At 38.7% G+C, this 26,292-nt stretch carries 29 protein-coding genes, 1 pseudogene and 1 other annotated feature; of the genes and pseudogenes, 26 read left to right on the top strand and 4 right to left on the bottom strand.

What is annotated here, in order from left to right; genetic code table 11:
- Positions 1–237: 237 nt before the first annotated feature.
- The 12 genes and pseudogenes from ltrA to rpmA all read left to right on the top strand — a co-directional run bounded on the left by ltrA (position 238) and on the right by rpmA (position 9,701).
- Positions 238–2,151, top strand: coding sequence for a group II intron reverse transcriptase/maturase (ltrA, locus tag ACQKN2_RS07280; RefSeq protein ID WP_427414373.1), 1,914 nt, complete (start codon positions 238–240; stop codon positions 2,149–2,151).
- 148 nt (positions 2,152–2,299) lie between these two features.
- Positions 2,300–2,446: pseudogene (locus ACQKN2_RS07275) on the top strand (JAB domain-containing protein); the annotation flags it as partial.
- Positions 2,447–3,374: 928 nt separating this feature from the next.
- Positions 3,375–4,394 (top strand): rod shape-determining protein, encoded by a 1,020-nt coding sequence (locus tag ACQKN2_RS07270; RefSeq protein ID WP_323647602.1) that lies wholly within the window; start codon positions 3,375–3,377, stop codon positions 4,392–4,394.
- A 13-nt stretch (positions 4,395–4,407) separates the two neighbouring features.
- Positions 4,408–5,319: a rod shape-determining protein MreC gene (mreC, locus tag ACQKN2_RS07265; protein WP_427414372.1), complete on the top strand. Its 912-nt coding sequence runs from the start codon at positions 4,408–4,410 to the stop codon at positions 5,317–5,319.
- Positions 5,319–5,843, top strand: a complete 525-nt coding sequence (gene mreD, locus ACQKN2_RS07260) for a rod shape-determining protein MreD (protein WP_197144834.1) — start codon at positions 5,319–5,321, stop codon at positions 5,841–5,843. Before mreC ends, mreD begins: the two co-directional genes overlap by 1 nt.
- Before the next feature lie 27 nt (positions 5,844–5,870).
- The gene (gene minC, locus ACQKN2_RS07255) at positions 5,871–6,539 is read left to right on the top strand and encodes a septum site-determining protein MinC (RefSeq protein WP_323647595.1); all 669 of its coding nucleotides are present in this window, start codon (positions 5,871–5,873) and stop codon (positions 6,537–6,539) included.
- Position 6,540: 1 nt separating this feature from the next.
- Positions 6,541–7,338, top strand: a complete 798-nt coding sequence (minD, locus tag ACQKN2_RS07250) for a septum site-determining protein MinD (RefSeq protein ID WP_323647594.1) — start codon at positions 6,541–6,543, stop codon at positions 7,336–7,338.
- A 94-nt stretch (positions 7,339–7,432) separates the two neighbouring features.
- Entirely contained in the window at positions 7,433–7,987 is a 555-nt protein-coding gene (locus ACQKN2_RS07245; RefSeq protein WP_427414371.1) for a peptidoglycan DD-metalloendopeptidase family protein, read from the top strand.
- Entirely contained in the window at positions 7,977–8,588 is a 612-nt protein-coding gene (locus tag ACQKN2_RS07240) for a stage IV sporulation protein FB (RefSeq protein ID WP_323647590.1), read from the top strand. Before ACQKN2_RS07245 ends, ACQKN2_RS07240 begins: the two co-directional genes overlap by 11 nt.
- 45 nt (positions 8,589–8,633) lie before the next feature.
- Positions 8,634–8,709: a sequence feature (ribosomal protein L21 leader region), on the top strand.
- A gap of 14 nt (positions 8,710–8,723) precedes the next feature.
- Positions 8,724–9,032, top strand: coding sequence for a 50S ribosomal protein L21 (gene rplU, locus ACQKN2_RS07235; RefSeq protein ID WP_049667662.1), 309 nt, complete (start codon positions 8,724–8,726; stop codon positions 9,030–9,032).
- A gap of 16 nt (positions 9,033–9,048) precedes the next feature.
- Positions 9,049–9,405 (top strand): ribosomal-processing cysteine protease Prp, encoded by a 357-nt coding sequence (locus ACQKN2_RS07230; RefSeq protein ID WP_323647587.1) that lies wholly within the window; start codon positions 9,049–9,051, stop codon positions 9,403–9,405.
- On the top strand, positions 9,402–9,701 hold the full coding sequence (gene rpmA / locus ACQKN2_RS07225) for a 50S ribosomal protein L27 (RefSeq protein WP_016991892.1): 300 nt from the start codon (positions 9,402–9,404) through the stop codon (positions 9,699–9,701). The genes ACQKN2_RS07230 and rpmA overlap by 4 nt, the downstream gene beginning before the upstream one ends.
- Positions 9,702–9,867: 166 nt before the next feature.
- Here rpmA and ACQKN2_RS07220 read toward each other — a convergent pair whose 3' ends face one another.
- Positions 9,868–10,056, bottom strand: coding sequence for a hypothetical protein (locus ACQKN2_RS07220; protein ID WP_427414370.1), 189 nt, complete (start codon positions 10,054–10,056; stop codon positions 9,868–9,870).
- A 307-nt stretch (positions 10,057–10,363) separates the two neighbouring features.
- Here ACQKN2_RS07220 and ACQKN2_RS07215 point away from each other — a divergent pair, with 307 nt between their 5' ends.
- The 5 genes from ACQKN2_RS07215 (at position 10,364) to ACQKN2_RS07195 (ending at position 14,541) form a co-directional block, all read left to right on the top strand.
- The gene (locus ACQKN2_RS07215; RefSeq protein WP_323647586.1) at positions 10,364–10,891 is read left to right on the top strand and encodes a Spo0B domain-containing protein; all 528 of its coding nucleotides are present in this window, start codon (positions 10,364–10,366) and stop codon (positions 10,889–10,891) included.
- A gap of 5 nt (positions 10,892–10,896) precedes the next feature.
- The gene (gene obgE, locus ACQKN2_RS07210) at positions 10,897–12,186 is read left to right on the top strand and encodes a GTPase ObgE (protein ID WP_427414369.1); all 1,290 of its coding nucleotides are present in this window, start codon (positions 10,897–10,899) and stop codon (positions 12,184–12,186) included.
- A gap of 24 nt (positions 12,187–12,210) precedes the next feature.
- Positions 12,211–12,666 (top strand): ACT domain-containing protein, encoded by a 456-nt coding sequence (locus ACQKN2_RS07205; RefSeq protein ID WP_053484814.1) that lies wholly within the window; start codon positions 12,211–12,213, stop codon positions 12,664–12,666.
- 579 nt (positions 12,667–13,245) lie between these two features.
- Positions 13,246–14,121, top strand: a complete 876-nt coding sequence (gene pheA, locus ACQKN2_RS07200) for a prephenate dehydratase (RefSeq protein ID WP_427414368.1) — start codon at positions 13,246–13,248, stop codon at positions 14,119–14,121.
- 30 nt (positions 14,122–14,151) lie between these two features.
- Positions 14,152–14,541: a thiol-disulfide oxidoreductase DCC family protein gene (locus tag ACQKN2_RS07195; protein WP_427414367.1), complete on the top strand. Its 390-nt coding sequence runs from the start codon at positions 14,152–14,154 to the stop codon at positions 14,539–14,541.
- Positions 14,542–14,850: 309 nt separating this feature from the next.
- On the opposite strand, the gene ACQKN2_RS07190 is transcribed toward ACQKN2_RS07195, so the two are convergent.
- Positions 14,851–15,384 (bottom strand): transcription repressor NadR, encoded by a 534-nt coding sequence (locus ACQKN2_RS07190; protein WP_427414366.1) that lies wholly within the window; start codon positions 15,382–15,384, stop codon positions 14,851–14,853.
- Between the two features lie 142 nt (positions 15,385–15,526).
- Between ACQKN2_RS07190 and ACQKN2_RS07185 the strand changes: the two genes are divergently transcribed.
- The 7 genes from ACQKN2_RS07185 to yajC all read left to right on the top strand — a co-directional run bounded on the left by ACQKN2_RS07185 (position 15,527) and on the right by yajC (position 22,085).
- On the top strand, positions 15,527–16,576 hold the full coding sequence (locus ACQKN2_RS07185) for a LysM peptidoglycan-binding domain-containing protein (RefSeq protein ID WP_427414365.1): 1,050 nt from the start codon (positions 15,527–15,529) through the stop codon (positions 16,574–16,576).
- Positions 16,566–17,444, top strand: a complete 879-nt coding sequence (locus ACQKN2_RS07180) for a phosphotransferase (protein ID WP_323647696.1) — start codon at positions 16,566–16,568, stop codon at positions 17,442–17,444. Before ACQKN2_RS07185 ends, ACQKN2_RS07180 begins: the two co-directional genes overlap by 11 nt.
- 295 nt (positions 17,445–17,739) lie before the next feature.
- On the top strand, positions 17,740–18,360 hold the full coding sequence (gene ruvA / locus ACQKN2_RS07175) for a Holliday junction branch migration protein RuvA (protein ID WP_323647576.1): 621 nt from the start codon (positions 17,740–17,742) through the stop codon (positions 18,358–18,360).
- Positions 18,361–18,378: 18 nt separating this feature from the next.
- Positions 18,379–19,383 (top strand): Holliday junction branch migration DNA helicase RuvB, encoded by a 1,005-nt coding sequence (ruvB, locus tag ACQKN2_RS07170; RefSeq protein ID WP_427414364.1) that lies wholly within the window; start codon positions 18,379–18,381, stop codon positions 19,381–19,383.
- Between the two features lie 17 nt (positions 19,384–19,400).
- Positions 19,401–20,444, top strand: coding sequence for a tRNA preQ1(34) S-adenosylmethionine ribosyltransferase-isomerase QueA (queA, locus tag ACQKN2_RS07165; RefSeq protein WP_386845414.1), 1,044 nt, complete (start codon positions 19,401–19,403; stop codon positions 20,442–20,444).
- 53 nt (positions 20,445–20,497) lie between these two features.
- Positions 20,498–21,643 (top strand): tRNA guanosine(34) transglycosylase Tgt, encoded by a 1,146-nt coding sequence (gene tgt, locus ACQKN2_RS07160; RefSeq protein WP_323647571.1) that lies wholly within the window; start codon positions 20,498–20,500, stop codon positions 21,641–21,643.
- 169 nt (positions 21,644–21,812) lie between these two features.
- Positions 21,813–22,085 (top strand): preprotein translocase subunit YajC, encoded by a 273-nt coding sequence (gene yajC, locus ACQKN2_RS07155; protein WP_427414466.1) that lies wholly within the window; start codon positions 21,813–21,815, stop codon positions 22,083–22,085.
- A gap of 65 nt (positions 22,086–22,150) precedes the next feature.
- Here yajC and ACQKN2_RS07150 read toward each other — a convergent pair whose 3' ends face one another.
- Positions 22,151–23,005 carry a polysaccharide deacetylase family protein gene (locus ACQKN2_RS07150; protein ID WP_427414363.1) on the bottom strand — a complete coding sequence of 285 codons (855 nt, stop codon included), beginning with the start codon at positions 23,003–23,005 and terminating at the stop codon, positions 22,151–22,153.
- Positions 23,006–23,732: 727 nt separating this feature from the next.
- On the opposite strand from ACQKN2_RS07150, the gene ACQKN2_RS07145 reads away from it, so the two are divergent.
- Complete coding sequence (locus ACQKN2_RS07145) at positions 23,733–24,368, top strand: DUF421 domain-containing protein (RefSeq protein WP_323647565.1); 636 nt, start codon at positions 23,733–23,735, stop codon at positions 24,366–24,368.
- On the opposite strand, the gene ACQKN2_RS07140 is transcribed toward ACQKN2_RS07145, so the two are convergent.
- Complete coding sequence (locus ACQKN2_RS07140; RefSeq protein WP_427414362.1) at positions 24,365–25,882, bottom strand: putative polysaccharide biosynthesis protein; 1,518 nt, start codon at positions 25,880–25,882, stop codon at positions 24,365–24,367. The two genes, ACQKN2_RS07145 and ACQKN2_RS07140, sit on opposite strands and share 4 nt — an antisense overlap.
- 93 nt (positions 25,883–25,975) lie before the next feature.
- On the opposite strand from ACQKN2_RS07140, the gene ACQKN2_RS07135 reads away from it, so the two are divergent.
- On the top strand, positions 25,976–26,284 hold the full coding sequence (locus ACQKN2_RS07135; protein ID WP_427414361.1) for a post-transcriptional regulator: 309 nt from the start codon (positions 25,976–25,978) through the stop codon (positions 26,282–26,284).
- Positions 26,285–26,292: the final 8 nt, after the last annotated feature.

Raw genomic sequence — 26,292 nt, 5'->3', positions numbered from 1 at the left:
AACGTGGAAAGCTACCAACATGGAGCGGACACACGCAATGAAGTGGTGGAAAGGAAAAGAGGCTTCTCTATAACTTTCTTTTATGGTAGTGAGAGTAGAGGCACGAGCGTTGAAGTTTCTGTAATGGAAATGGAGCGATAGCCTCAAGTCGTTTGTTTACGTGATTTTAACTCAAACCTTCAAGGATTCTCGTATGACTAAAAAGGTCACGAGCCAACAAATGGAGCGTGATGCACCTTGAGCGAAAACTTCAAAATGATTCCTAGAATGAAAAACACGAGACTTCGCCATGCCGAATATTATGGCATGACCGATACATTTGATGCATTGTATGCACAAAGTAAAGAGAACCAACCATTTAAAAATTTAATGTCGATAATCACATCTGATGATAATGTTTTACTCGCTTTTCGCAATATCAAACGCAATAATGGGAGTGCAACAGCGGGTGTTGATGGTGTGACAATTTATGATATTGAAAAGTTGAGTACGGATGAATTTATCAAAACGGTTAATAAACGCTTTTGTCATTACAATCCACGCCGTGTAAAACGCGTGGAAATTCCAAAGCCGAACGGGAAAACGAGACCACTTGGTATTCCATCGATGTGGGATCGTATTGCCCAACAATGTATCCTACAAGTATTAGAGCCGATATGTGAAGCGAAGTTTTATAAATATAGTTTCGGGTTTCGCCCGACGAAATCCGCTGAAAATGCCATTTCAATAGCGGCTAGTCGCATCAATAATAATCAGATGCAATACGTTGTAGACATTGACATCAAAGGTTTCTTTGATGAAGTGAAACATACAAAATTAATGCGTCAAATTTGGACGATGGGTATTCAAGATAAGCAGCTACTCGTGATTTTACGGAAAATGCTAAAAGCACCTGTTGTTTTACCGAATGGCGACATTACGTATCCGACAAAAGGTACACCCCAAGGAGGCATACTTTCACCGTTACTTGCGAATATCAATTTAAATGAATTTGATTGGTGGATTGCGAATCAGTGGGAAAGTAAGAAGTGCCATTCCATTAATGACTATCTTAATAAGAAAACCGGTCTATATAGCCATCAATATCGTTACCGACAACTTCGAAAGACGTCAACGCTAAAAGAAATGTATATCGTGCGCTACGCAGACGATTTTAAAATTTTTACTACGTCACGTGCAAATGCGAAGAAGATTTTCACCGCAAGTAAAATGTGGTTAGAAGAACGATTAGGACTTTCTATTTCGGAAGAAAAATCACAGATTACAAACTTGAAAAAGAAAAGCAGTGAATTTTTAGGGTTTGACTTGAAGATGGAACGAAAAGGCTATGACCGTGTTGGAAACAAGAAATTTGTTTGTCAATCGCACATCACCGAAAAGGCGAGAAAGCGTATTAAAGACCAATTGAAAGATCAAATCAATGCCATCCAACGAGCACCTAATGGGACAGAACTTATAAAGCAACTTCAAATCTACAACAGTATGGTCATTGGTATTCATAATTACTATCAAATCGCCACGCAAGTCAATGCGAGTTTGATACCGATTCAATATCAATTGACACAAGTAGAGCGACACCGCTTTAAACATTTGTCCTTAAAGAAACGCTCAAAAGGATACCGTATCACTGATAAAGGCATTCGACCGTACTTAAAGTCAGAAATGACGAGATATATCAATGATTACCCCATTATTCCCATTGGCTTTATTCGAACTAGAACGGCATTGATGCCGAAAAATGGCGTTTGTAAATTTACCCTTGAAGGTCGTGCGTTGATTCACCGAAATCAACGCAGTGTACCTGAATGGCAGCTTCAATGGTTACGGGAACACCCCATCACAAGTGAACGTGCAACCATTGAATTAAATGATAACCGTATATCCCTATTTGTCGCACAAAATGGGAAATGCGCTGTCATGGGTGATGAATTAGTTTTAACCGAAATGGATTGTCATCATAAAACATTATGGTACGAAACGAAGGATGACCGATATGTGAACTTGGTCTTGTTATCAAGAGATGTACACAGACTCATTCATGCGACATCCGACGAAACCATTCGAAAATATACAGATATAATGAAGCCAAATGACGAACAACGAAACAAAATCAATCAATTAAGAAAAATGGTTGGAAACGAATCAATTTAACACGCAAGGAACAATGAACTAATCGTGGTTTGAGAAAAATGAAAGAACGTAACGAACGATGGTACGCCGTGTGCGATGAAAGTCGCATGCACGGTGTGGAGCAGGGGAAAAGGTGGCGATAATTTCAAAGCCTTACCTATTGCTATCTAGTGGCGTTCCAACACCAAGTGATGAGGATATTGAAGTGACGAGAAGAATTTTAGAGGCTGGTTATATTATAGGCATTGATTTGATTGATCATCTCATCATCGGTGATCATCAGTTTATTAGTTTGAAAGAAAAAGGATATTTTTAACTCTGCAATATATTTTGCAGAGTTTTTTTGTGGAAATCTTTAGAGTTTGTTGAAATATCAGGTTCATTACTAAAAGTTGTGGATGATTTTATTAAAACGTCTACTATGTATATAAGTTGATCTTCGTTCCGACTGGGCGACTCCTTGGGGATTAGCAATAGAGGAACGAAGGCTAAAATCATCACATCCTGTGATAACTCCTTCGTGACTAACCTCGTGTTGGGCCGAGACCCTGCAGCGAAGCGGATGTTTTCTGTGCGAAAGCGTAGCGACAGCAACAACAAATGTTTTCTGTAGCGAAAGCAAAGCGGCAGCTACAAAGCGCCCAGTCGGAACGGAAATCAACCACACGTTTTGGTGATGATCCAAGTATCTATACGATTTAGAATTGTAAAGCAGTTGCTGGATCATTTAGTGAAGCCTCACAGTATTCCTTTTTTCTAAAATTTAGTGAAAATCAAATCGCTTCATTATTTTAAAAATAAATATTTTTGTATTTTTTTGCGAAAAGCTAAAAATGAAAGCGAACCTTTTTTTATAGAAAACGTTATTGTATTCGTAGAAATGTCTATAATATTCACAAAAATTGGTAGCCTATTACACGTTGTCTTACAAGAATAAAAATTATATGCTAATCTATACGTACTATTTTTGTTTAGGAGGGAAATAAAATAGTATCTTTTCCGCGAGAAGAGGTATGTGGCACTACAAATTCTTGCGTTTTTCCGTTATAATGAAAGGTATGATTTTATTTTTATTCAGAAAAAGACTCTCATTCCAACTGGTGTGAGATAAATGAGTGTGTAGTTTTTTTTCAGAAGGTGTCTAACACCGAGTGAATGAAGATAAAACCTCGGAGTGTAATTACGCGCCGGGGTGAAGATGATGTCAACGAAAGTATGGCTTAAATAGAAAGGGAGTACACAAATTGTTTGGATTAGGAAGTAAAGATGTCGGGATTGACCTTGGCACAGCGAATACATTAGTGTTTATTAAAGGGAAGGGAATCGTTTTACGCGAACCTTCAGTCGTAGCGAAAAATACAAAAACTGGAGATATCGTTGCAGTTGGTAACGATGCAAAAAATATGATTGGTCGTACACCTGGCTCAATCGTAGCAATCCGTCCTATGAAAGATGGCGTTATTGCTGATTTTGATATTACTACAGCAATGATAGAATACTATTTAAAAGAAGCTTGTAAAAATTCTGGTGGTAATTGGAAAAAGCCGAATGTTATGATTTGTGTGCCTTATGGTATTACATCGGTTGAACAACGTGCGGTTATTGACGCTGCTCGCCAAGCAGGTGCCAAAGATGCATTTACAATTGAAGAGCCATTTGCAGCAGCAATCGGTTCAAACTTACCAGTATGGGATCCTACAGGGTCAATGGTCGTTGATATCGGTGGTGGTACAACAGAAGTAGCGGTAATTTCATTAGGTGGTATTGTAACTAGTGAATCTGTACGTGTCGGTGGGGATGCAATGGACCAATCCATCATTTCGTATATTCGTAAAACATATAACTTAACAATCGGTGAACGTACTGCGGAAGCAGTGAAAATGGAAATAGGTACAGCGTTGGCTGAAGGTCCAGGAGAAAAAATGGACATTAGAGGACGCGATCTTTTAACAGGTTTACCTAAAACGATCGAAATTTCTTCACAGGAAATTTCTGAATCTTTACGTGAAGCGGTAGCATCTATTATTGATGGTGTTCGAAAAACGCTTGAACAAACACCTCCTGAATTATCTGCAGACGTAATGGAACGCGGAATTGTACTAACAGGTGGTGGTGCGCTATTAGCAAACTTAGACAAAGTTATTAGCCAAGAAACTAATATGCCAGTATTTATCGCAGAAGATCCACTGGACTGTGTTGCTATTGGTACGGGTCAGGCTCTAGATCATATTGATTTAATTCGTCAACAACAAGTTAAAGGGTAAGGAGGTTTAGGCAATGCCACATTTTTTTTTCAATAAGAAATTAATTTTGCTACTCGTGGGCATGGTTTTTCTTGTGGCATTGATTAGCTTCTCATTACGTGAACGGACGAATGCCACTTTACCAGAGCAAATTATTAAAGACACTGTCGGCGTCGCACAATCCATTGTTGCGAAGCCGGCGAATTATATTGCAGGTGTTTTTGATAGTATTGATTCCCTCTTAAACACGTACGAAGAAAATAAACGTTTGAAAGCACGCTTAGATGAATTTGTAGCTGTACAAGCTGAGGCAGCGGACTTGAAATCTGATATTAAAAAGTTTCAAGAGCTTATGGACAAATCGGAAAGCTTAAAAGCATATGATCCGATTCATGCCACAGTTATTGCTAGAAATCCTGACCAGTGGGAAGAAAAAATTATTTTAGATAAAGGATCTTCACACGGTGTAGAAAAAAATATGGCAGTGATGACAGCGAAAGGGTTAGTCGGTAAAGTTACTGAAGTGACGCCTTTCACATCTCAAGTAGAGCTTTTATATACAAATAATCCAAACTATCGTGTTTCTGCGATGGTTCAAGGAGATAAACAAGCATACGGTTTAATCGAGGGCTATGATAAAGAGCGTAATGAACTCATTATGAAGCGAATCGATTCAAGAGTAACAGTGAAAAAAGGTCAACAAGTAGTTTCATCAGGACTTGGCGGTGTTTTCCCAAAAAATGTGCCAATCGGAGAAATAACTGAAGTAAGTACAGATGATCATGGCTTAACAAAAATGGCTTATGTAAAACCATCTGCTGATTTTTCAATTTTAGACTATGTTGTTATTGCTAAACGTTCCTCTACTGTGATAGATGGATATGATGGTAATGAATCGGATGGAGATTTAACACATCCACAAAAGGGTAACGAGGAGGCGGAATAATGGTTCGATTTCTCATCCCCTCTGTGGCAGTTTTACTATTTTTACTAGAACCAGAGTTTGCTATGCTTTCACCGATTGAAGTGAAAGGGCAAATCTATTATTTGGTCCCTAGATTTTTAATCTTATATTTAATATTTATATCCATCTATTACAGCCGTCAACGAGCGGTAATGTATGGACTTTTTTTTGGTGTCTTGTATGATGTGTTTTACATTGATATTATTGGATTATATTCAGTACTGTTTCCGCTAGTATGTTTTTTAGCAGGGTCAATTGTGAAAGTTATTCATCAGCACTTAGTTGTGACAACGACGATTTCAGTTGTTTTAGTAGCAATTTTAGAATTTATACTCTATCAATTCTTCTATCTTATCGACTTTACAACGATTCCATTTTCGGATTTCTTACGTTCACGACTACTGCCAACGATCATTGCTAATGCACTATTTTTAATGATTCTTGGTTGGGCCTTCAAGTATCTGATTAATGCGCGTGTCTTACAGAGAGCACGTGAAGTTTCTTAACAAAGAGCAACGTGGGGTGAGGCATTCATGAAAAAACAGTTAGTTAATATGAAGGGAACAAAGGATGGATTTATTCTTCATTTAGACGATCAATGTGCGTATGTCGATTTAGTAGAAGAGCTTAAAAAGAAAGTTTCAGAGAGCGGTATCGATAGTAAAGTAGATGTACAATTATATTTGGGCTATCGATACTGTTCTGATGAACAAATCAAAGAGCTTATTAAAAGTGTTCAGGAAACAGAGCAACTAATCGTTTCAAAGGTGCAAAGTGAAGTACTGACTGTCCATGAGAGCAACCAGAAAAGGATTGAAAGTCAACAAGATACATATTTAGGTGTGGTCAGATCGGGGCAAGTTCTACGTTCGCCAGGAGATATTATTATCGTAGGAAATGTCAATCCGAACGGACGTGTAGAAGCAGCCGGTAATGTGTATGTCCTAGGTAAACTCAAAGGAATTGCACATGCAGGTGTTCATGGTAATAAGGAAGCAATCATTGCAGCATCTTGTTTTGAAGCCACACATATCATGATTGCTGATCAGGTTCAGGCAATGTCAGACGAACATGTAAAAACGATTAATCAGGAAGAGATGGCTTGTGCATTTATTGGCTATGATGGGCGCATTACGTACGATCAAATTCACGCGTTAAAAAATATTCGACCATTGTTAAATGTGTCTAAGGGAGGAAGCTAGTGTGGGAGAAGCGATCGTCATAACTTCAGGTAAAGGCGGTGTCGGAAAAACGACGACAACGGCTAACCTTGGGACTGCATTGGCGCTACAAGGTAAAAAAGTTTGTTTAGTAGATACAGATATTGGCTTACGTAATTTGGACGTGATTTTAGGTCTTGAGAATCGAATTATTTATGACTTAGTAGATGTTGTTGAAGGGCGCTGTAAGATTCATCAAGCGCTAATAAAAGATAAACGTGTAGATGAAAAACTATTTTTATTACCTGCTGCTCAAACGACAGATAAAAATGCTGTTAAGCCTGAGCAAATGAAGAGCTTAGTAGAAGAATTAAAAAGAGATTATGATTATGTTTTAATAGATTGTCCAGCGGGCATTGAACAAGGCTATCGTAATGCTGTTGCGGGTGCTGATCATGCAATTGTAGTAACGACGCCAGAAATCTCTGCTGTGCGTGATGCAGATCGAATTATTGGCTTACTCGAACAGGAAGAAATTACTGCACCTAAACTAATTATTAACCGCATTCGCCAGCATATGATGAAAAGCGGTGATACTTTGGATGTTAATGAAATTACAACACATTTGTCTATTGATTTATTAGGAATCATTGTAGATAATGAAGGGGTTATTTCATCATCCAATAAAGGTGAACCAGTAGTAATGGATCCTGCTAATAAAGCATCTCTTGGCTACCGTAATATTGCCCGAAGAATACTAGGAGAGTCTGTACCACTTATGGCCATTGAAGATGAACATAAAGGTGTATTTTCAAAACTAAAATCGTTATTTTCAAGATAAACATCAACCTTTTCGTGCAGTTGTACGAGAAGGTTTTTTTTCGTGTGCATGAATGGACATGCAAGCTCATATAGTGTGAAAAAAGGATGAGGGCTTGTTTAAAAAATGGAAATGGTTGGTCACGATATTGCTTGTGGCTGCAATTATGCTAGTAATTCGTTTAGAGGATCAAGGCGTATTGGAAACACCGGTGCGAAAACTTGTTACAACTTCAGCGGATTTAACCTATTTAAGCGAGCTCGGACAAAGCTGGCTAAATAAAGATGATGCAACAATTTTAGTATCGAGTGATGTTGGACAAACTGAACTATTATCATTTGCCAATGCAGAAGTCTTTAAGGAAGGTTTTTTATTGCAATATGACATGGGCCTCCCGGTTTATGCTGGAAAGAATGGTCTTGTCGTTTTCACCGGCCATACAAAATATACTGGTAAAACAATGACGATAAGCTATGATGATGGTACAACTGTATCCTATGGTATGCTGGATAGCTTAGCACAACTTCCATACACAACAGTGCAGGCAAACGATTTAATCGGCATGAAAGAGAACGGGCAACTCTATATCTCGATTGAGAAAGACAAGGCACAATATAGCTTAGAACAGATTGTACAGTGGCTTGAAACAGCGGAGTCCAATGAAAATTAAACTGCATCTTCTATGTATCCCTCTCGTATTTTTAATGATTTTCACCGGTCAAATTGCTTATTACGCTATTATTTTATCTTCGCTATTATGGCATGAAGCAGGTCATATGTTGATGGCGATGCTTTGTGGCGTTAACGTAAAATCATGCATTATTACACCTTACGGAGGGGAAATAGAATTTGAAAATCCAGCGGTTGTGCCAGCAACGTCACTCCTTTGGATTGCCTTAGGGGGACCAATCGCTACATTATTAGGGATTGGCCTCGCTTTTTTTATGCCGGAATTGCTTGCTACTAAGCTAATTAATGTGCAACTTGTGCTATTAGCCATCAATGTATTACCGATTATTCCTTTGGACGGTGGCAGAATATTTTTAGCGTGTTTATTTTTACTTTATCCAAATGTTCGTGCGTTTGAATATTATTACTGGTTTTCTCTTATAATTGCCTTTATACTATTCGTGATAACTTTATGTTACCTCCCACAATCTATTTTTATAGCAATTTTATGTTTATTTATATGGCTTCAAGCGTTAAAAGAATGGAACTATCGAAAATATCGTTTAGCATTTGAGAAATATGTAATGAATAGATTGACTTGAAAAAAATTGTGTGGTAATATTTTAATGTTATTGTTTGTAGCACCCGTGCTACTACAACCGCACTGGAAAGGTTTAAGTATCATATGATCACCTTTATGTACAGGCGAGTCTTAGTCTAAGAGGAGGTGCAGTAAAATGTACGCAATTATTGAAACTGGTGGTAAACAAATCAAAGTAGAAGCTGGTCAAGAAATCTATATTGAAAAATTAGGTGTAGAAGCTGACGAGGTTGTAACTTTCGATAAAGTTTTATTCGTTGGTGGCGAAAACGTTAAAGTTGGAGCTCCATTAGTAGAAGGCGCTACTGTAACAGCTAAAGTTGTTAAAGAAGGCCGTGCGAAAAAAATCGTTGTTTTCAAATTGAAAGCTAAAAAGAACTACCGTCGTAAACAAGGTCACCGTCAACCTTATACAAAATTAGTTGTTGAAGCTATCAACGCTTAATTGTGAGGTGTAGCGAATGATACAGGTTACGATTCATCACGATGAAAATAGACATGTGTCAGCATTCGAATTTTCAGGACATGCTGAATACGATGAATCTGGTAAGGATTTAGTATGTGCAGGAGCATCTACAATTGCTATAGGTACTGTGAATGCTATTTATGCACTATTACAATTACAGCCAGAAGTCGAACAAGCTGCTGAAGGTGGAGGCTATCTTAAGGTAGATCTACCATCAGATATAGAGCCTGAGATTGATGCGAAACTACAGTTAATTGTCCAAGTAATGACTGCCCAGGTATATTCCATGGTGCAAAATTACGGACAATATATCCAAATCAACTACAACCAAGTAGGAGGTGGAACACAATGAAATTATTATTAGCATTAGACCTTCAACTTTTCGCATCTAAAAAAGGTGTAGGTTCTACTAAAAACGGACGTGACTCTGAGTCAAAACGTCTTGGTGCTAAACGTGCTGATGGCCAATTCGTAACTGGTGGATCAATTCTTTACCGTCAACGCGGTACAAAAATTTACCCAGGTACAAACGTAGGTCGTGGTGGTGACGATACACTATTTGCTAAAGTTGACGGCGTTGTTAAATTCGAACGCTTAGGTCGCGATCGCAAACAAGTATCTGTATACCCAACAACACAAGAAGCTTAATCTTTTATAAGATAACATAAAGCGGAGGACTGCATTTATTGCAGTCCTTTTTTTGGCTAAATTTCAACTTCTTTCAGTCAATGTCTTTTGTACCGAAAGCGTAGCGACAGGTACAGAAGTCATCCACTTCTATAGGTGGTGTGATGAATGCGGTTTTAAGTCACTTTTACTTTTCAGTTGGTGTCCAAACATCTGCTGAAATAGAGGAACTCAGTCTAAGAACGCCACGTCCTGTGGCAACGACTGAGTGACCAACGTCGTGCTGTTGCTGACGCTTCGCTTTCGCACAGACAAAACCTTTTGCTGCCGCTGCATTAGCACTACGCTTTCGCGCAAAAGACATCTGTTGGCCCAAAGCCTCCGGCGGATGTCACGGAATCGGAAAGGAGTTCTTAAAAAGGATGTTAGCCTAAAATCATCGCATCCATGCGATAACGGCTAACTGACCTGCATCGGTAAAAACACCACGTCCTGTGGCATTACCGAAATGACCGACATCGTGTCGGCCCTCGTGCAGGCCTAAGCACAAAGCCGATTCCGGACGCATTGTTTATCTGCGCGACAGCGGCAATTATGCCGAGGCATAATTGATTAAAGAATTAAGGGAAAAATACAGCAAAACTTGTTATACTAGTAAGGATAACTTTATTGGAGTGAATGGGATGAACAATCAATCACTAACCATTAGTGAAGTAATACGTTTTGCAAATCATGATTATGTGAATCAGCTTCAGCTTATTCGCATGAATTTAGATTTAGGTAGAATTGATGAATCAAAAAAACTTATTCAAAATTATTCAGAACAGTTACAAATACTTTCTATCTTTAATCGAATACAATTACCGCAAACAATCGAATGGCTGCAAACAGCAGGCTGGCGCTATCCTTCATTACCAATGAAGCTTAGTGGTGACATAAAAATGTCTGTCACAAATACGATTGATTCGGAAGTTGTAGATTACTTAAACAAAACAGTTATGCATGTTTATGATACATTAGATCCATTTACAGAGCAGAGCCTAGCGCTCGATGTACGTGTTGACGATCATACATTTGCCGTGACATTCACGCTAAATGGGCTATGGAGTGCTGATGCATTCACCGAAAAAGGTTTGAAACAATTAGACATTCAAACAATTGAACAGACGAATACGTGCTGGCAATATGTGTTGAAAGCAAATAGGGAGTGAACTAAATGTTTGTCGATCACGTTAAGATTTATGTAAAAGGTGGCGACGGCGGGGACGGAATGGTTGCCTTCCGCCGAGAAAAATATGTACCGAATGGTGGTCCAGCTGGTGGTGATGGCGGACATGGTGGTAACGTAGTGTTTGAAGTTGAAGAGGGCTTACGAACATTAATGGATTTCCGCTACAAACGCAACTTCAAGGCTGACCGTGGTGAGCACGGTATGAGTAAAGGAATGCATGGTAAACGTGCAGACGATTTAATCGTTAAAGTACCACCAGGTACAGTCGTAATGAACGAAGAAACAGGTGCTGTTATTGCCGATTTAGTCGAGCATGGTCAACAAGCGATTATCGCAAAATCTGGCCGTGGCGGACGTGGGAATTCACGCTTTGCAACACCTGCAAATCCGGCGCCAGAACTTTCTGAAAAAGGTGAGCCAGGACAAGAATTAAATGTTATATTAGAGTTAAAAGTTTTAGCAGATGTGGGACTAGTAGGTTTCCCAAGTGTTGGTAAATCAACGCTTTTATCTGTTGTTTCTGCTGCGAAACCAAAAATTGGTGCATATCATTTTACAACAATTGTTCCGAATTTAGGGATGATTGAAACAGACGATCATCGAAGCTTCGCTATGGCAGATTTACCTGGTCTTATTGAAGGCGCACACCAAGGGGTAGGGTTAGGTCATCAATTTTTACGACATATCGAGCGTACACGTGTTATCGTCCATGTTATTGATATGTCAGGAATGGAAGGCCGCGATCCGTACGAGGATTATTTAACGATTAATGAAGAGCTAAAGCAATATAATCTTCGTTTAACAGAGCGTCCACAAATTATTGTTGCCAATAAAATGGATATGCCTGATGCAGAAGAAAACTTAGAGGAATTCCGCAAAAAAGTGGGAGAAGACGTTCAAATTTTCCCGATATCGGCTGTTTCACGTCAAGGTTTAAAAGAGTTACTATTTGCTATTGCCGATTTACTTGAAGTAACGCCTGAATTCCTACTATATGAAGATACAGAGGAAGAATCCGAAGCAACGGTAATGTATAAACACGAAGCAAAAGGTGAAGATTTCGAAATTACTCGTGATGATGATGGTACATTTATCATTAGTGGTTACGCAATTGAACGCCTATTTAAAATGACTGACTTTAGCCGTGAAGATGGTATTCGTCGTTTTGCTCGTCAATTACGTGCAATGGGTGTGGATGAAGCTCTACGTGAACGCGGTGCTCAAGATGGCGACATAGTTCGTCTGCAAGAGTTTGAATTTGAATTTGTCGATTAAGACAAGAGTTTTAGGGGGAAGCGTATGAAGAATGTTGCGAATCAGCGATATTATTTAGTTCGTGAAGATGTTTTAACGGATGCTATGCAAAAAACTTTGGAGGCGAAACACTTGCTTTCAAGTGGTTCGGTATCTTCCATTTGGGATGCGGTAAAGCAGGTGGATTTATCGCGTAGTGCGTTTTACAAATATCGTGATGCTGTATTTCCTTTTCACTCAATTGTGCAGGAACGCATTTTAACAGTCTTTTTACAGCTTCAGGACCGTAAAGGAACACTTGCAAAGCTTTTAGAAACAGTGACAATTACGCATTGTAATGTACTGACTATCCATCAAACAATACCGATTCAAGGACGTGCTAATGTTACATTGTCATTAGATGTCACTAGTATGACATGTGAACTTGATGATTTAATACAGCAACTTAAGCGTTTAGATTTTGTAGAGTCAGCGGAAGTAATTAGTTCTGGTGCATTGTAATGAGTGTCAGCAAGTTTGAATTTTTGACAAAATGTAAATAAGCTCAAAAGGAGCAGTCCCATGTGATGTAATTAGCACTTCATGGGACAGCTCCTTATTCTATATCGATAGTGAAAATGCATAGAAAGAAAAGTAATGGATAGAACGTCATAATGAGGTTTTGGGAAACTTCTTTATATGTATCTCCCCAACATTAGATGTAAAATAAAAGGAGTTTTTGGGATCTGGAAAATTCCGAATTTTTACATTAGTGAAATTTAAGAGGCTCATCATCAAAAGTTAGGGGTGACATTTGTTAAAACATAACCATGTATATTAGTTGATTGGATGGAGACTGGCGATTCCTTGCGGTTTAGCGTGAGACCCTGGAGCGCAAGCGGGTAGGGGAACGAAGGCTAAAAGCATCACGTACTGTAATAACGCCTTCGTGACTTCGTGTCGCTACGTTAGCACTGCGCTTTTGCACAAAAAACATCTGTTAGCCTGACGCCCTTAGGAAAGCGCCCAGTCGAAACGGAAATCAACCCTACGTTTTGATGGTGAGCCAATCAAATCAAACCATGAACAGGAGGAAATGTAATGACAGAGCAACAATGGGAAAAACGAATAGGATATTTAGGACCTGAGGCATCATTTACATACTTAGCAACAAAGGCAACCTTTCCGAATGAGTGGCTTGTCCCTTGTTCTACAATTCCAGAATGTATTGAGGCGGTAGCAAAGGGGAAGGTAGATTTAGCAGTTGTACCACTGGAAAATGCTTTAGAAGGATCAGTATCGTTAACGCTTGATTATTTATTTCATGAGGCGACCTTATATGTTACAGGTGAGCTCCAGTTAAAAATACAGCAGCATTTAATGGTCAATAAAGCGCAGAAGGACAATTGGGAGTCAATAATAGGAGTTTACTCACATCCACATGCTCTAGCCCAATGTCATAAATATTTATTTTATCGTTTCAGTCATGCTCCGTTACATCAAACGACATCAACAGCAGCAGCGGCAAAATTTGTATCTGAAAATCCTAACGAGTGCATTGCTGCAGTTGGAAATGCAGCAGCAGCGGATAAATATGGCTTAGAAATCGTTCAATCTAATATTCATGATTTTCATTTTAACCATACACGCTTCTTCGTATTATCTAAGCAAAATAAACGATTACCGCAAGAATTATCAGATGGACAGGCAAAGACAACTTTCATGATTACATTGCCAACAGATCGTTCAGGTGCGTTACATCAAGTATTATCGGTATTCGCATGGCGACAGCTAAATTTAAGTAAGATCGAATCACGTCCATTAAAAACGGGCTTAGGTGATTATTTCTTTATGATTGATGTTTTAGCGGATGAAAAGGAGCCTATGATGCGCGGGGCTATGGAAGAACTAGCTGCACTGGGTTGCAAGGTGAAGTCGCTTGGTACATACTTTACTTATCGAACAGCAGACGAGTAATCAATGTCGTCTTGGCTAGGAGGAATCAATATGGGCGGCGTTATTTTATTTGATGGCGTGTGCAATTTTTGTGATAGCAGTGTGCAATTTATTATCAAATATGATCAGGTAGCATATTTCCAATTTGCATCCATCCAGAGTGATGCAGGGCAGGCGTTACTTGCACAATACGAAATACCAGAAAATATAGATACTGTCATTTTAATTGAGCATGGGAAGGTCTATTTTGAATCTACAGCAGCACTTAAAATCTGTAGGAGATTAAATAGTTTTTGGCCTGTCTGCTATGTTTTCATTCTTATTCCTCCATCTATACGAAATATAATGTATCGACTATTTGCTAAAAATAGATATCGTCTTTTTGGACGAAAAGAAAAATGTTTATTGCCAACACCTTCTCAACGAAGAAGATTTCTCTAATTCTGAAGCTATCCAATATAAATGGATAGCTCTTTTTTTAGAGAAAATTGAAAAAGCTAATTCATATGCATAAGATCATAACGTAGGGGTGATTTCTGTTCTGACTGGTGCTGGGGGCGTGCGATAAGCCGATTGGGGCAACAGATATTTCTTGTGCGAAAGCGGCAATGTTTAAAAAGAAGTTAAAGCCTCTAGTGGATGTCTTTAAATACCTCATGAATGAACAGAAAGCTACTAGTCTCCGTGAAGGCTAGCAGCTATGAATCCAATTATTTGATTTTACATATTATAGAAGTTGGATTTGTTGAATTATTGATCTACAACTAAATAGCCTTTTTTTTGTAAAGTAAGCTCAATTAAATCTAAAATTTCAACAGAAGGCGCAGAAATAACATGAAGATGTGTACCACCTGTTAGTTCGGATAAATAACTTGCCTGTGTTTCGTTAACACGTTCAATAAATTTTTTTACCTCATGACGGTTAGAGACCATAATCGATGCAGTAATTTCTCCGTAAATAGGATGTTCAACAATAACATTTTTTACTGTACCACCGCAATCAACTATAGTTATAAGTTCATCTTCTGCATTCTCTGCAGTATGGAAGCAAGGAATTGTACGTTCAACAGTTTGCTGTATTTGTTCCTGATGCATATAAAGATATCCTTGGCTAGTAGCAATAATAGGTTCATTTCTAGCCTTTAATAATGTCATATCATTGACAATGACTTGTCTAGAAACATTAGCGAATTTAGCTAAGTCCGTCCCTGTTATAGGTGCTGTGCTGTTTTTTAGTTGTGCTAGAAGTTGCAGTCGGCGTTCTTCGCCTAACATTTTTTTCATAAGAGATCACCTCTGCTTGTAATAAAGGAAGCAGTTTTCCTTAAAAACTAGTGTACCATGAAGCCTTTCTAACATGGGTGAATTTTTTGTATCCAAATGGAACATTGAACATATGATACGGAGAGAGGAAGGGAGGAAAAAATTGCGTATTCATATTGTCCAAAAGGGAGACACGTTGTGGAAGATTGCGAAAGAGTACGGAGTTTCGTTTGAAGATTTAAAGCGGCTTAATGCCCATCTCGCTAACCCAGATTATATTGTACCGGGCATGGAAATTATCCTACCTGAAAAAATAAACAAAGAACCACATAGAGAACCACATAGAGAACCACATAGAGAACCACATAGAGAACATCATCGAGAAACAGATTGGGGAATGCATAGAGACGGACATAGAGAGGGGGGGCATAGAGAAGGACATAGGGAACCACATAAAGAGGGGCACAAGGAACATATGCATAAGGAGTCACCTACAAGGCATGTTAAAGAAAAAGAGGTTCAGAGACCAATGCCACCACCAATTATTGTACCACCACCACCAATGCCTGAACCACAGATGATTCCAATTCCTTATCCAATGCCAATGCCGATGCCGATGCCTCAGCCAGCGCCTGTTGAGCTTAGCTGGAATCAAAACGTTGTCATGCCAAGTGTAGAGCAAACTGTATCACCAATTCAAATTCAACCACAACCACAACCACAACCTATAGCCCAACCGGCGCCAGCACCAATGCCAATGCCAATGCCAATGCCGCAACCGATTTTTATCATGCCACAAATGCCAGCAGTACCACATTGTGCAAGCTGCCATCAACCAGTGCATCATCATATGTATTGGCCAATGCCGATGCATATGCCAATGGAGCCGCAAATGGAGCCGCAATATACAATGCCGGAGCAACCAACATCATGTGATATGGGATGCGAAAAAGTTGCTGGGATGGGGGATTTCTTAGAATCTAGTACATCTCCATTCTTCCCTATGAAACCTGAATTTGAGGCTATGCCGGAAATGGAACAGCCCTGTGGTTGTCATGCACAACCAGTCATGATGCCAAATTGGCAAATGGACCAATGTTTCTGTCCACCACCATGTCCGCCACCATGCCCAATGCCATGTCCATCACATTGCCATATGCCATGGATGTCACCGCACTTTTACCCAGGCGGGATGACGCCTTATCGATGGTGAAAAAGCGTTTATCATTGAAGAAGTAAAGCCGAATATTTGGAAGTATAAATATCAATCCAATAATTATTTTGTAAAACGGGCAAAGCAGATAGAAATAGCAGAAAAGGTGAGGGTTATTCATCGACAGCTTGGATATCTAGAACCCTCGTTGATCTTACCTGTAATGAAAAGTGATGACGAGTATTTAATTGTGCAAGATTGGCAAGAGGGAAGTCATGGTGCTAATTTTGCTCGTAAAAAAGATCGGAAGGAATCACTTAAATTATTAAATATGTTACATGATACACATAAAAAAATTGCTTGGCAGCGTGTGCCAGGCTTGCACACCTATTCACAGCTTTTAAAATGGCAAATGCGTCATATGCGTTTTAAAAGCAGACGGAAAGAGTTTCGTGCATTTTTAACAAAAGAAGAAATCGATCAAATTTTACATTATAGTGAGAAATCGTTACAACTAATCGCGCAGGAAGATGTACCTGAAAAAGAAATAACACTTTTACATGGAGATGTCGTACATCATAATTTCTTATGGTGCTCAGATGGAGAATTGCGTTTAATCGATTTTGATTTGGCTCACCTTGGAGAAGCGGATGATGAATATATTTTATGGTTGCATCGTGTACTGCCAGCTGTAAATTATGACCTTGGTAAAATATTTGCAGAGCTACCAGAGATGAAACGATTAGATAAAAGAAAGCTACATCGTTTAAAATATCCAAATGAGCTATTACGTGAATGGCTTTTTGCAGTAGATTTACCTTTAGATCAACAGCTGGTATTTATAGATTATTTAGTGCCATTTACAAAACGAGCTCTCACATATTGGCCAAAACTGTGGTACGATATTGATAAAATGATAAAGAAATGACCGTCTTTCGGCGGTCATTTTTGTCTGTGAACGACTACTTGTGCTATTTCTAAATGTTAAGGAAATTATAGGTTTTTAATTGTGGATAACCAAGAGCATAGTTTTCGTCTAGGCTAAAGCGCTACATCCTCGAGGTCGCTTCGATCCCTCGGGCAAAAGTGGTGGATCGCTTACTTTTGCTTCGGGCTCTCCAGCGCTTGTCGGATGTAAACGAGCGCTTTAGCGCATTTGTTATAGTCGAGCATTCGTTCGCAATATGCTATAATCGAAGACGATGATTGTGAGGGATTATAGAATGTATGATTATTTAAAAGGACAAATAAAGCGTATAACTCCTGAGTATATCGTCCTTGAACAACAAGGAATAGGTTGGCAGCTGAATACACCTAATCCATTTGTGTTCAGGACATCAGCTCTTGAACAGCAAATATATGTACATTTGCATGTGCGCGAGGACGCACAAGTGTTATATGGCTTTCCAAATTTAGACCAACGAGAGCTGTTTCGTAAACTTATTTTAGTGTCAGGAATTGGACCAAAGGGTGCACTTGCTATTTTAGCTACTGGGAATCCGCAACAGGTTATCAGTGCCATTGAACGAGAGGATGAATCGTTTTTAGTAAAGTTTCCTGGTGTGGGTAAGAAAACGGCACGTCAAATGATTCTAGATTTAAAAGGTAAACTTGGCGGATTGTTAGAATCTATTGAGCTACCAAGTACAGAAGATGAGCTACCGTTATTTGGTGTGAATCCATATAAACATGAGCTTGAAGAAGCTATTCTTGCCTTAATGGCACTTGGTTATTCTGAAAAAGAACTAGAAAAAATACGTCCACAGCTCGAAGATAACGACAAGCTTGAAACAACAGATGCATTTATGAAACAAGCTTTACAATTACTATTAAAGTTAAAATAGTGAAAGGGGGGAAAGTACATGTCTGAACGTATGATGGCTAGTGAGTCAGGTAGCTATGATGAACATTTTGAATTATCTTTACGCCCACAAAGATTAGCACAATACATTGGTCAACATAAGGTAAAGGAGAATTTACAAATTTTCATTGAAGCGGCAAAGCTTCGTCAGGAAAGTTTAGATCATGTGCTGTTATATGGACCACCCGGACTTGGGAAAACTACATTAGCTGCTGTCATTGCTAATGAAATGAATGTCAATGTGCGCATGACTAGCGGCCCTGCAATCGAACGTCCTGGCGATTTAGCAGCTATTTTAAGCTCACTGGAGCCAGGGGATGTGCTATTTATCGATGAAATACATCGCCTGCCTCGTGCAATTGAAGAGGTGCTTTATCCTGCCATGGAGGATTTTTGTTTAGATATTGTCGTTGGTAAAGGCCCTGAAGCGCGTTCTGTACGACTTGATTTACCGCCATTTACACTCGTTGGTGCAACAACAAGAGCAGGTGCATTATCAGCACCTTTAAGGGATCGCTTTGGCGTATTATTAAGATTGGAGTATTATGATCATACTTCACTTGCAGAAATTGTTGTACGTAGTGCGCATTTATTTGATGTTGATATTGAACGGATAGCAGCACTGGAAATGGCAACGCGCTCGCGTGGTACACCCCGTATTGCTAACCGTCTGCTAAAACGAGTACGAGATTATGCACAGGTGCTTGGAGATGGTATGATAACGGAGGGACTTGCTAAGCAAGCGCTTGAGCTATTACAAGTCGATCCTAGAGGGCTTGACCATATTGACCATAAACTCGTGACCAATATGATTGAGCGCTTCCGCGGTGGCCCAGTAGGCTTAGATACGTTGGCAGCATCTATTGGCGAAGAACGCGTTACGATTGAGGATGTGTACGAGCCATATTTGATGCAAATCGGCTTTATCCAACGGACGCCACGTGGACGTGTGGCAACACATTTAGCCTACGAACATTTTGGATATGAATATCCCCAACAAACCTAGAAGAAGGAAGTATTTTCATGCGTGTAGAAGATTTTGATTTTGAATTGCCAGAAGAACTTATTGCACAAACACCACTTTTAGACCGTACAGCTAGTCGATTAATGGTAGTGACGCCAGGCTCAACAAATGTCGAGCATCACCATTTTGCTCATATTTTAGATGAGCTACAAGCTGGAGACTGTCTTGTGTTAAATGATACAAGGGTATTACCAGCGCGTTTAATGGGTGTAAAAGAGGAAACGGGTGCTCATATAGAGGTACTACTATTAAAGCAAATGGCAGGTACGGATGAATGGGAAACACTTGTTAAACCAGCTAAGCGTGTAAAAGTCGGCACAGTTGTAACATTTGGAGATGGCTTACTGACAGCTACTTGTACAGGAGAGCTTGATCATGGTGGACGTACATTTGAGTTTAAATATAACGGAATTTTTTATGAAATTTTAGAGCAGCTTGGTGAGATGCCACTACCTCCATATATTCGCGAAAAATTAGAGGACAAGGATCGCTACCAAACCGTTTATGCAAAAGAGCGCGGCTCAGCAGCAGCACCAACCGCAGGCCTGCATTTTACAGAAGAATTACTAGAGCAGGTGAAAGCAAAAGGGGTCGAAGTTGTATTTATCACTTTACATGTGGGACTTGGAACTTTCCGTCCTGTAAGTGTAGATTCAATTGAAAATCACGAAATGCATTCTGAATTTTATAGTGTAACGGAAGAAACCGCATCTATCATAAACCGAGTAAAGAGTAATGGTGGAAAAGTGATTGCAGTTGGTACAACCTCTACACGTACTTTAGAAACTATCGGCTCTAAATATGGAGGCGAAGTACGAGCAGAACAAGGGTGGACGTCTATTTTCATTTATCCGGGATATGAATTTACTGTGGTGGATGGTTTAATCACAAACTTCCATTTACCAAAGTCTACTCTTGTCATGCTTGTTAGTACGCTTGCAACAAAAGAAACAATTTTAAGTGCATATCAACAAGCTGTAGAAGAAAAATATCGTTTCTTTAGCTTTGGTGATGCTATGTTTATTCGTCCAAAAGGCGAATAAAGAAAAAATCGGAGTACTGTTTTTACTTTAGATAAGAGAGGGATTTTTATAATATGACACAACCAGCAATTCGGTATGAGCTACTTCATACTTGTAAACAAACTGGAGCACGACTTGGCATCGTGCATACACCACATGGCTCTTTCGAGACGCCAGCATTTATGCCTGTTGGTACACAAGCAACTGTTAAAACAATGTCGCCTGAGGAATTAAAGGAAATGAATGCAGGCATTATTCTGTCAAATACGTATCATTTATGGCTACGACCTGGTAATGATATTGTTAAGGAAGCAGGGGGCTTGCATAAATTTATGAACTGGGATCGCCCGATTTTAACAGATTCAGGTGGTTTCCAAGTGTTTTCACTTAGTCAATTCCGTAAAATCGAAGAAGAAGGGGTTCATTTCCGCAATCATTTGAATGGGGACAAATTGTTTTTAAGTCCAGAAAAGGCGATGGAAATTCAAAATGATTTAGGTTCGGATATTATGATGGCTTTTGATGAATGTCCACCTTTCCCTGCGACATATGACTATATGCTGCAATCAGTAGACCGTACAACACGTTGGGCTAAACGTTGTAAAGAGGCACATAAACGTCCAGAAGAACAAGGTCTATTCGGTATTATTCAAGGGGGAGAATACGAGGAATTACGCCGTCGTTCTGCAGAAGCATTAGTAGAGCTAGATTTCCCAGGTTATGCAATTGGAGGGCTATCTGTTGGTGAGCCTAAGGATATTATGAACCGAGTATTAGAATTTACAACACCACTAATGCCAACAAATAAACCACGTTACTTAATGGGTGTAGGTTCACCTGATTCATTGATAGATGGTGCTATTCGAGGCATTGATATGTTTGACTGTGTATTACCGACACGTATTGCCCGTAATGGCACATTAATGACATCTGAAGGTCGTTTAGTTGTAAAAAATGCGAAATATGCACGTGATTTCGGACCAATTGATCCAAACTGCGATTGCTATACATGTAAAAACTATTCACGCGCATATATTCGTCATCTAATTCGTACGGAAGAAACGTTTGGTATTCGTTTAACAACTTACCATAACTTACACTTCCTATTGAAGCTAATGGAACAAGTGCGTGAAGCAATCCGAGAAGACCGTCTTGGTGATTTCCGAGAAGAATTTTTCGAGAAATATGGCTTTAATGGACCAAATGCAAAGAACTTCTAATATTTAGGAAAAAAATCATGTGAATTTGTGTGGAATTTGAATATTTCTAGCAAAAATATGTCTATCTTAGAAAAAATATTAGTAATATAGAAAAATTTTGGGCTTGTCCGTCGCTTTTTTATGGTGGAATAGTCTATACTAATAAAGAATTGGAAAGGGGGCAAGAATGATGGAACAATATTCTGGCTTAATCATGATTTTAATCATGTTCGTTGCAATGTGGTTTATTTTAATCCGCCCTGCTAAAAAGAGACAGCAGCAAACGCAAAATATGCAAGGTAATTTGCAACGTGGAGATAAAGTGATTACAATCGGTGGCTTACATGGTGAGATTGACTCAATTGAGGACACAACTGTGACAATAAAAATTGCAGACAATGTGCGCGTTAAATTTGACCGTCAAGCAATTGGACGAGTAGTAAATGCCGACCAATTAAAATAATAATGAGAAAAAGACTTACATTAGTTGTAAGTCTTTTTTTAAGCTCGATACACGATTTTCTCTTTTCAATTGCCGCCGTTTCTTAATTTCTTCATTAATTCTGCTCCCGTTTCATTACCATTTACCGTTATTCTGCTTAAAGCATATACATTATCGCCCATAGAAACACCTTTATTTTTAATAACAAAAGCCATTTTAAATCCAACATTTTTCGCTAATTTCATTGCATCTTCAGAATTTGTTCCGAAGGGATAGCTAAGAGCAATTGGTTCATATCCTAACTTTTCTTCAATAATTTTCCTGGAAAGAATAAAATCTTTTTTAACCCTTTCTTCGTACTCTTCTTGTTTTTCTAGTTTTCCATTAATGTAACTACGACCATATATGGCACCTTTCATTCCACCGCTGAATGACTGTAATTTATAATGTGAATTCCAAGTATGGCTTTGAATGGTGATATAATCTTTCATTTCTTTTAATTGATCCCAATTCATTTTGGGAATTTCGTTTGGATATTCATTCTTTCCGCCTTTTTCTAAGATATGACTGGCGATAACAAAGATTTCTGCATGCATTTTGTATTTTTTCAAAATTGGATAAGCTTTTTCATAGTTGCTTAAATAACCATCGTCAAAAGTTATTAACACCGGATTTTTAGGCAATTCTGTTTTACCGTTCAAGTAATTATATAATTCTTGGGCTGTAATCGAATTGTACCCATTCTCTTTAAGCGTTTTAATTTGATTTTCGAAATTCTCTGGGGAAATGACTGTATTATTATTTATGCTTTTATCCAAATGGTGGTACATTAGAACTGGAATCTTCTCATTTTTATATCCATAAATAGGGTAAGGTTTAATGAGCAATATACTAGAAGCAACAATAACAACAGTAACTAGAAAAATTACTATCCTTTTCATTTTCTCACCTTGTTTTCATTTTTTCTTGAATCGGAAAATAGTGGATCATTTACTAAATACGGAAGTATAAGAGGTGACCTTTAACTTCTTTCAGCAGAAGTCTCCCACCTCTATAGGTGATGAGATGAATACGGATTTAAGCTGCTTTTCAGCGGATGTCCAAACACCCGCTGAAGTAGAGGAACTCAGTCTAAAAACGCCACGTCCTGTGGCATTACCGAAATGACCGACATCGTGTCGGCCCTCGTGCAGGCCTAAGCACAAAGCCGATTTCCGGACGCATTGTTTATCTGCGCGAAAGCGAAGCGACAGCGGCAATTATGCCGAGGCATAATTGATACAATAACTACATTATTGTTGGGTGAGCATCATGAAATGTCCTTGATAATTGTCCGAATTTTTTTTTGCCATTTTGAAAAGCAGGAATTATAGCTCCTTTTATTGTATACAAACAACTAAGGTTTATTCTTTTGATTTACGAAAGTTCACAGCATCATTTCCCTATTATAAGCAAAAGAGTGTTATTTTGTTAAAGTTGTTCGTGCATTTTTTAGGTTGTGACTTAATTGAAAACTCGGTTTGCTTAAAGATTAGCATGCAAAATAAAATCAATCATAAGAAAAATTTTCGAAGACGATAAATGTTAAAAAATCAAAGTTAAGGTATAACATCATCCTGTATAAAAAACGATGAGTAAGGTCACCTTGAATAGTATGGGGGTGACTATATGGAAGAATATTTAACGATTATTTTTAGAACATGCTTTTTATATGTGTTTATCCTAATAATTTTTCGTTTAATGGGTAAACGTGAAGTCGGCGAATTATCTGTAATTGATTTAGTTGTATCCATTTTAATGGCTGAGGTTGCTGCGTTTGCACTTGATGATTTCGAAAGTCCTTTATTTAAAGTGATTTTCCCAATCATCATATTGTTTTTCATTCAAATAACAACAGCATATATTTCACTCAAAAATAAAAAATTCCGTGATCTGGTTGATGGTGATCCGGTATTGCTTATAAGAGACGGTGTTATTTTAGAAAGTGAAATGCGCAAGCAACGCTATAATCTAGATGATTTGTGTCAACAATTACGTGAAAATGGAAATGCTTCCGTTACAGATATTGCTTATGCCTATTTAGAGCCATCTGGCAATCTGTCCGTATACCAAAAAGATGAAAAGGCATTTGTTTACCCGCTGATTATCGACGGTGATATTCAGGATAGGCATTTAAAGGTATTGCATAAAGATGGTGATTGGTTAATGGCAGAGCTTGCTAAAAATAATATTACGGATAGTAACACTGTATTTTTTTGTGTTTGGGAGGAAGATCGGCTACATATCCAGCTGAAAGAATCTTAAACTTTTTTTGCCAACTTACGAAGGTAGCGCAAATCAGTTATGCGTAATTGATTGGAAACTAGTAAGAATGTAAATAGTAAAAACAAGGTTACACAGCTACTTAAAATTAATGGCAATGGCATTATTTGCATCAGAAAATACTGGGTTACACAAACAGCAATAAAACAGCTATATGGAACAATAAACATTCTAAAACCTGCACGTAAATTTTTACGTTGTCTTACTGTTGCAATATGCATAAACGAAGTCAGTAACACACCAAAGCCAATTGCCACAACGGCACCTTTTTCCTGTATACCAGGCTGGGAGGCGAGCACGAACATGACAAATAGCTTGCCAAGACCACCGTAAATGGAGTTCATCATCGCGGCACGGGCCTCACCAATTGCTTGTAAAATCGAATGCAAAGGACTTTGAATATAATAAAAGTAAAAAATGGGAGCTAATATTTTCACATAACCTCGATTTTCTTGTAAATGAAAGAGCTTCATAGCTATTTCGTCACCATGAACGAAAAAGTACGTAGCAGCAACACAACCTACTAAGGAAGATAGTCGTAATGATACAGAAATACGTTCCTGTAGGAGCGGTATATGCTGACGGGCAACGGCATCACTAACAGCTGGTATAAGGACGATTGAAAGCGCTGCAGACACAAAAGCCGGGAATAATAATAGAGGGACTAGTACACCCGAAATAACCCCGTATAGAATGGTTGCTGCTGAAGCTGTCAATCCAGCCATAGTTAACGCCTTTAAAAAAATGATAGGTTCTAAAAACCAAGTAAAAGATCCGAACAGTTTGCTTCCAGCAGAAGGAAGAGCAATTCGTAACATCGGGGAGGCAGGATAAGCCTCTATTTTGTTTTTTCGTGTCAATAATTTTTTCTTTGAGACTATATAATGCATCCACAAATATAAGAAAGCAACGACTTCAGCTAGAAGCGTAATACCCATAGCAGAGGCTGCTGTAACGGCAGCATTATTATAGGCAGCCACATAAGGCAGCGTTAAAGTGATGAAGCTAATACGGATAATTTGTTCAATCATTTGAGCCCAAGCTGTTGGTGTGATTTTGGCAATACCCTGTAAATAAGCGCGTAATAATCCAGAGCCAACTGACACTGGTACAGCAAAGAGTGCAATCCAAAGCGTAACTGTAGTTTGTTCATTATGTAAAAGCGTAGTCGATATATATGGTATAGTTAGTGCAACAATCGGCATAAAGACGATCATTCCAATAAATGACCAAAGGATAGCCGTACGCATAACACCATAGATGCCTTCGCGTTTGTTTTTTGCTAATAACTCTGCTACAATTTTTGCCACAGCGATAGGTAGTCCAAGTTGAATGAGTGAGATGAAGAAAATGAACGCCGGATAGACGGTCATATAAATGCCGACCGCCTCTTCACCAGCGATACGCATAAATTGCATTCTATAAAAGAAGCCAAAGAGTTTCGATAAAAAAATCACGAACATTAAAAATAGTGTACCACGTACAAAAGAACTCATGCCATCCGTCCCTTCTCAAGCCACAAAAATTCATTTACACTATTTGTATGCAAACTTGTCTCACGATACGACTTTGATTGGAGATGATTCAAAATGAGTATGCAGCATGAGCAACTATTTGAAAAAATCCGTCCTGCAATTGATAGTAAGATGGAAGAGTTTAAATATTATCAATACAATGCGATTACAGCAGAAGAACTATGGCGCTATTGTGTAGAAAAAAAATGGCGCAGGAAAAATATTGAACAACTACGCATACATGAAATTATCGCCACTATTTTTGCAGTATCACCGTCTGATATCGTATCTTTTAATCAAGTAGAATTCTTACAAAGTAATGATTGGTTTACAGAAGTGAATACGGAAGAGTTAAAAATGCTGCTTGGTCCGGTCAAAACTTAAGAAGAATG

The organism is Lysinibacillus sp. NPDC093688 (genome assembly GCF_050280145.1).
In the GTDB taxonomy this organism is placed as follows: domain Bacteria; phylum Bacillota; class Bacilli; order Bacillales_A; family Planococcaceae; genus Lysinibacillus; species Lysinibacillus xylanilyticus_B.
The sequence above is the reverse complement of the archived record's forward strand: the minus strand, read 5'-3'. Positions and strand labels throughout refer to the sequence as shown.

Excerpts from the sequence above, each read along its gene's own strand:
- yajC (WP_427414466.1), top strand. The coding sequence starts at position 21,813 with ATGGAACAATATTCTGGCTTAATCATGATTTTAATCATGTTCGTTGCA.
- ACQKN2_RS07190 (WP_427414366.1), bottom strand. The coding sequence starts at position 15,384 with ATGAAAAAAATGTTAGGCGAAGAACGCCGACTGCAACTTCTAGCACAA.
- ACQKN2_RS07145 (WP_323647565.1), top strand. The coding sequence starts at position 23,733 with ATGGAAGAATATTTAACGATTATTTTTAGAACATGCTTTTTATATGTG.
- rpmA (WP_016991892.1), top strand. The coding sequence starts at position 9,402 with ATGAAATTATTATTAGCATTAGACCTTCAACTTTTCGCATCTAAAAAA.
- ruvB (WP_427414364.1), top strand. The coding sequence starts at position 18,379 with ATGTCTGAACGTATGATGGCTAGTGAGTCAGGTAGCTATGATGAACAT.
- mreC (WP_427414372.1), top strand. The coding sequence starts at position 4,408 with ATGCCACATTTTTTTTTCAATAAGAAATTAATTTTGCTACTCGTGGGC.
- pheA (WP_427414368.1), top strand. The coding sequence starts at position 13,246 with ATGACAGAGCAACAATGGGAAAAACGAATAGGATATTTAGGACCTGAG.
- mreD (WP_197144834.1), top strand. The coding sequence starts at position 5,319 with ATGGTTCGATTTCTCATCCCCTCTGTGGCAGTTTTACTATTTTTACTA.
- rplU (WP_049667662.1), top strand. The coding sequence starts at position 8,724 with ATGTACGCAATTATTGAAACTGGTGGTAAACAAATCAAAGTAGAAGCT.
- ACQKN2_RS07215 (WP_323647586.1), top strand. The coding sequence starts at position 10,364 with ATGAACAATCAATCACTAACCATTAGTGAAGTAATACGTTTTGCAAAT.
- minC (WP_323647595.1), top strand. The coding sequence starts at position 5,871 with ATGAAAAAACAGTTAGTTAATATGAAGGGAACAAAGGATGGATTTATT.
- tgt (WP_323647571.1), top strand. The coding sequence starts at position 20,498 with ATGACACAACCAGCAATTCGGTATGAGCTACTTCATACTTGTAAACAA.
- ACQKN2_RS07135 (WP_427414361.1), top strand. The coding sequence starts at position 25,976 with ATGAGTATGCAGCATGAGCAACTATTTGAAAAAATCCGTCCTGCAATT.
- ACQKN2_RS07140 (WP_427414362.1), bottom strand. The coding sequence starts at position 25,882 with ATGAGTTCTTTTGTACGTGGTACACTATTTTTAATGTTCGTGATTTTT.
- ACQKN2_RS07230 (WP_323647587.1), top strand. The coding sequence starts at position 9,049 with ATGATACAGGTTACGATTCATCACGATGAAAATAGACATGTGTCAGCA.
- ACQKN2_RS07240 (WP_323647590.1), top strand. The coding sequence starts at position 7,977 with ATGAAAATTAAACTGCATCTTCTATGTATCCCTCTCGTATTTTTAATG.
- ACQKN2_RS07195 (WP_427414367.1), top strand. The coding sequence starts at position 14,152 with ATGGGCGGCGTTATTTTATTTGATGGCGTGTGCAATTTTTGTGATAGC.
- ruvA (WP_323647576.1), top strand. The coding sequence starts at position 17,740 with ATGTATGATTATTTAAAAGGACAAATAAAGCGTATAACTCCTGAGTAT.
- ACQKN2_RS07150 (WP_427414363.1), bottom strand. The coding sequence starts at position 23,005 with ATGAAAAGGATAGTAATTTTTCTAGTTACTGTTGTTATTGTTGCTTCT.
- ACQKN2_RS07205 (WP_053484814.1), top strand. The coding sequence starts at position 12,211 with ATGAAGAATGTTGCGAATCAGCGATATTATTTAGTTCGTGAAGATGTT.
- obgE (WP_427414369.1), top strand. The coding sequence starts at position 10,897 with ATGTTTGTCGATCACGTTAAGATTTATGTAAAAGGTGGCGACGGCGGG.
- queA (WP_386845414.1), top strand. The coding sequence starts at position 19,401 with ATGCGTGTAGAAGATTTTGATTTTGAATTGCCAGAAGAACTTATTGCA.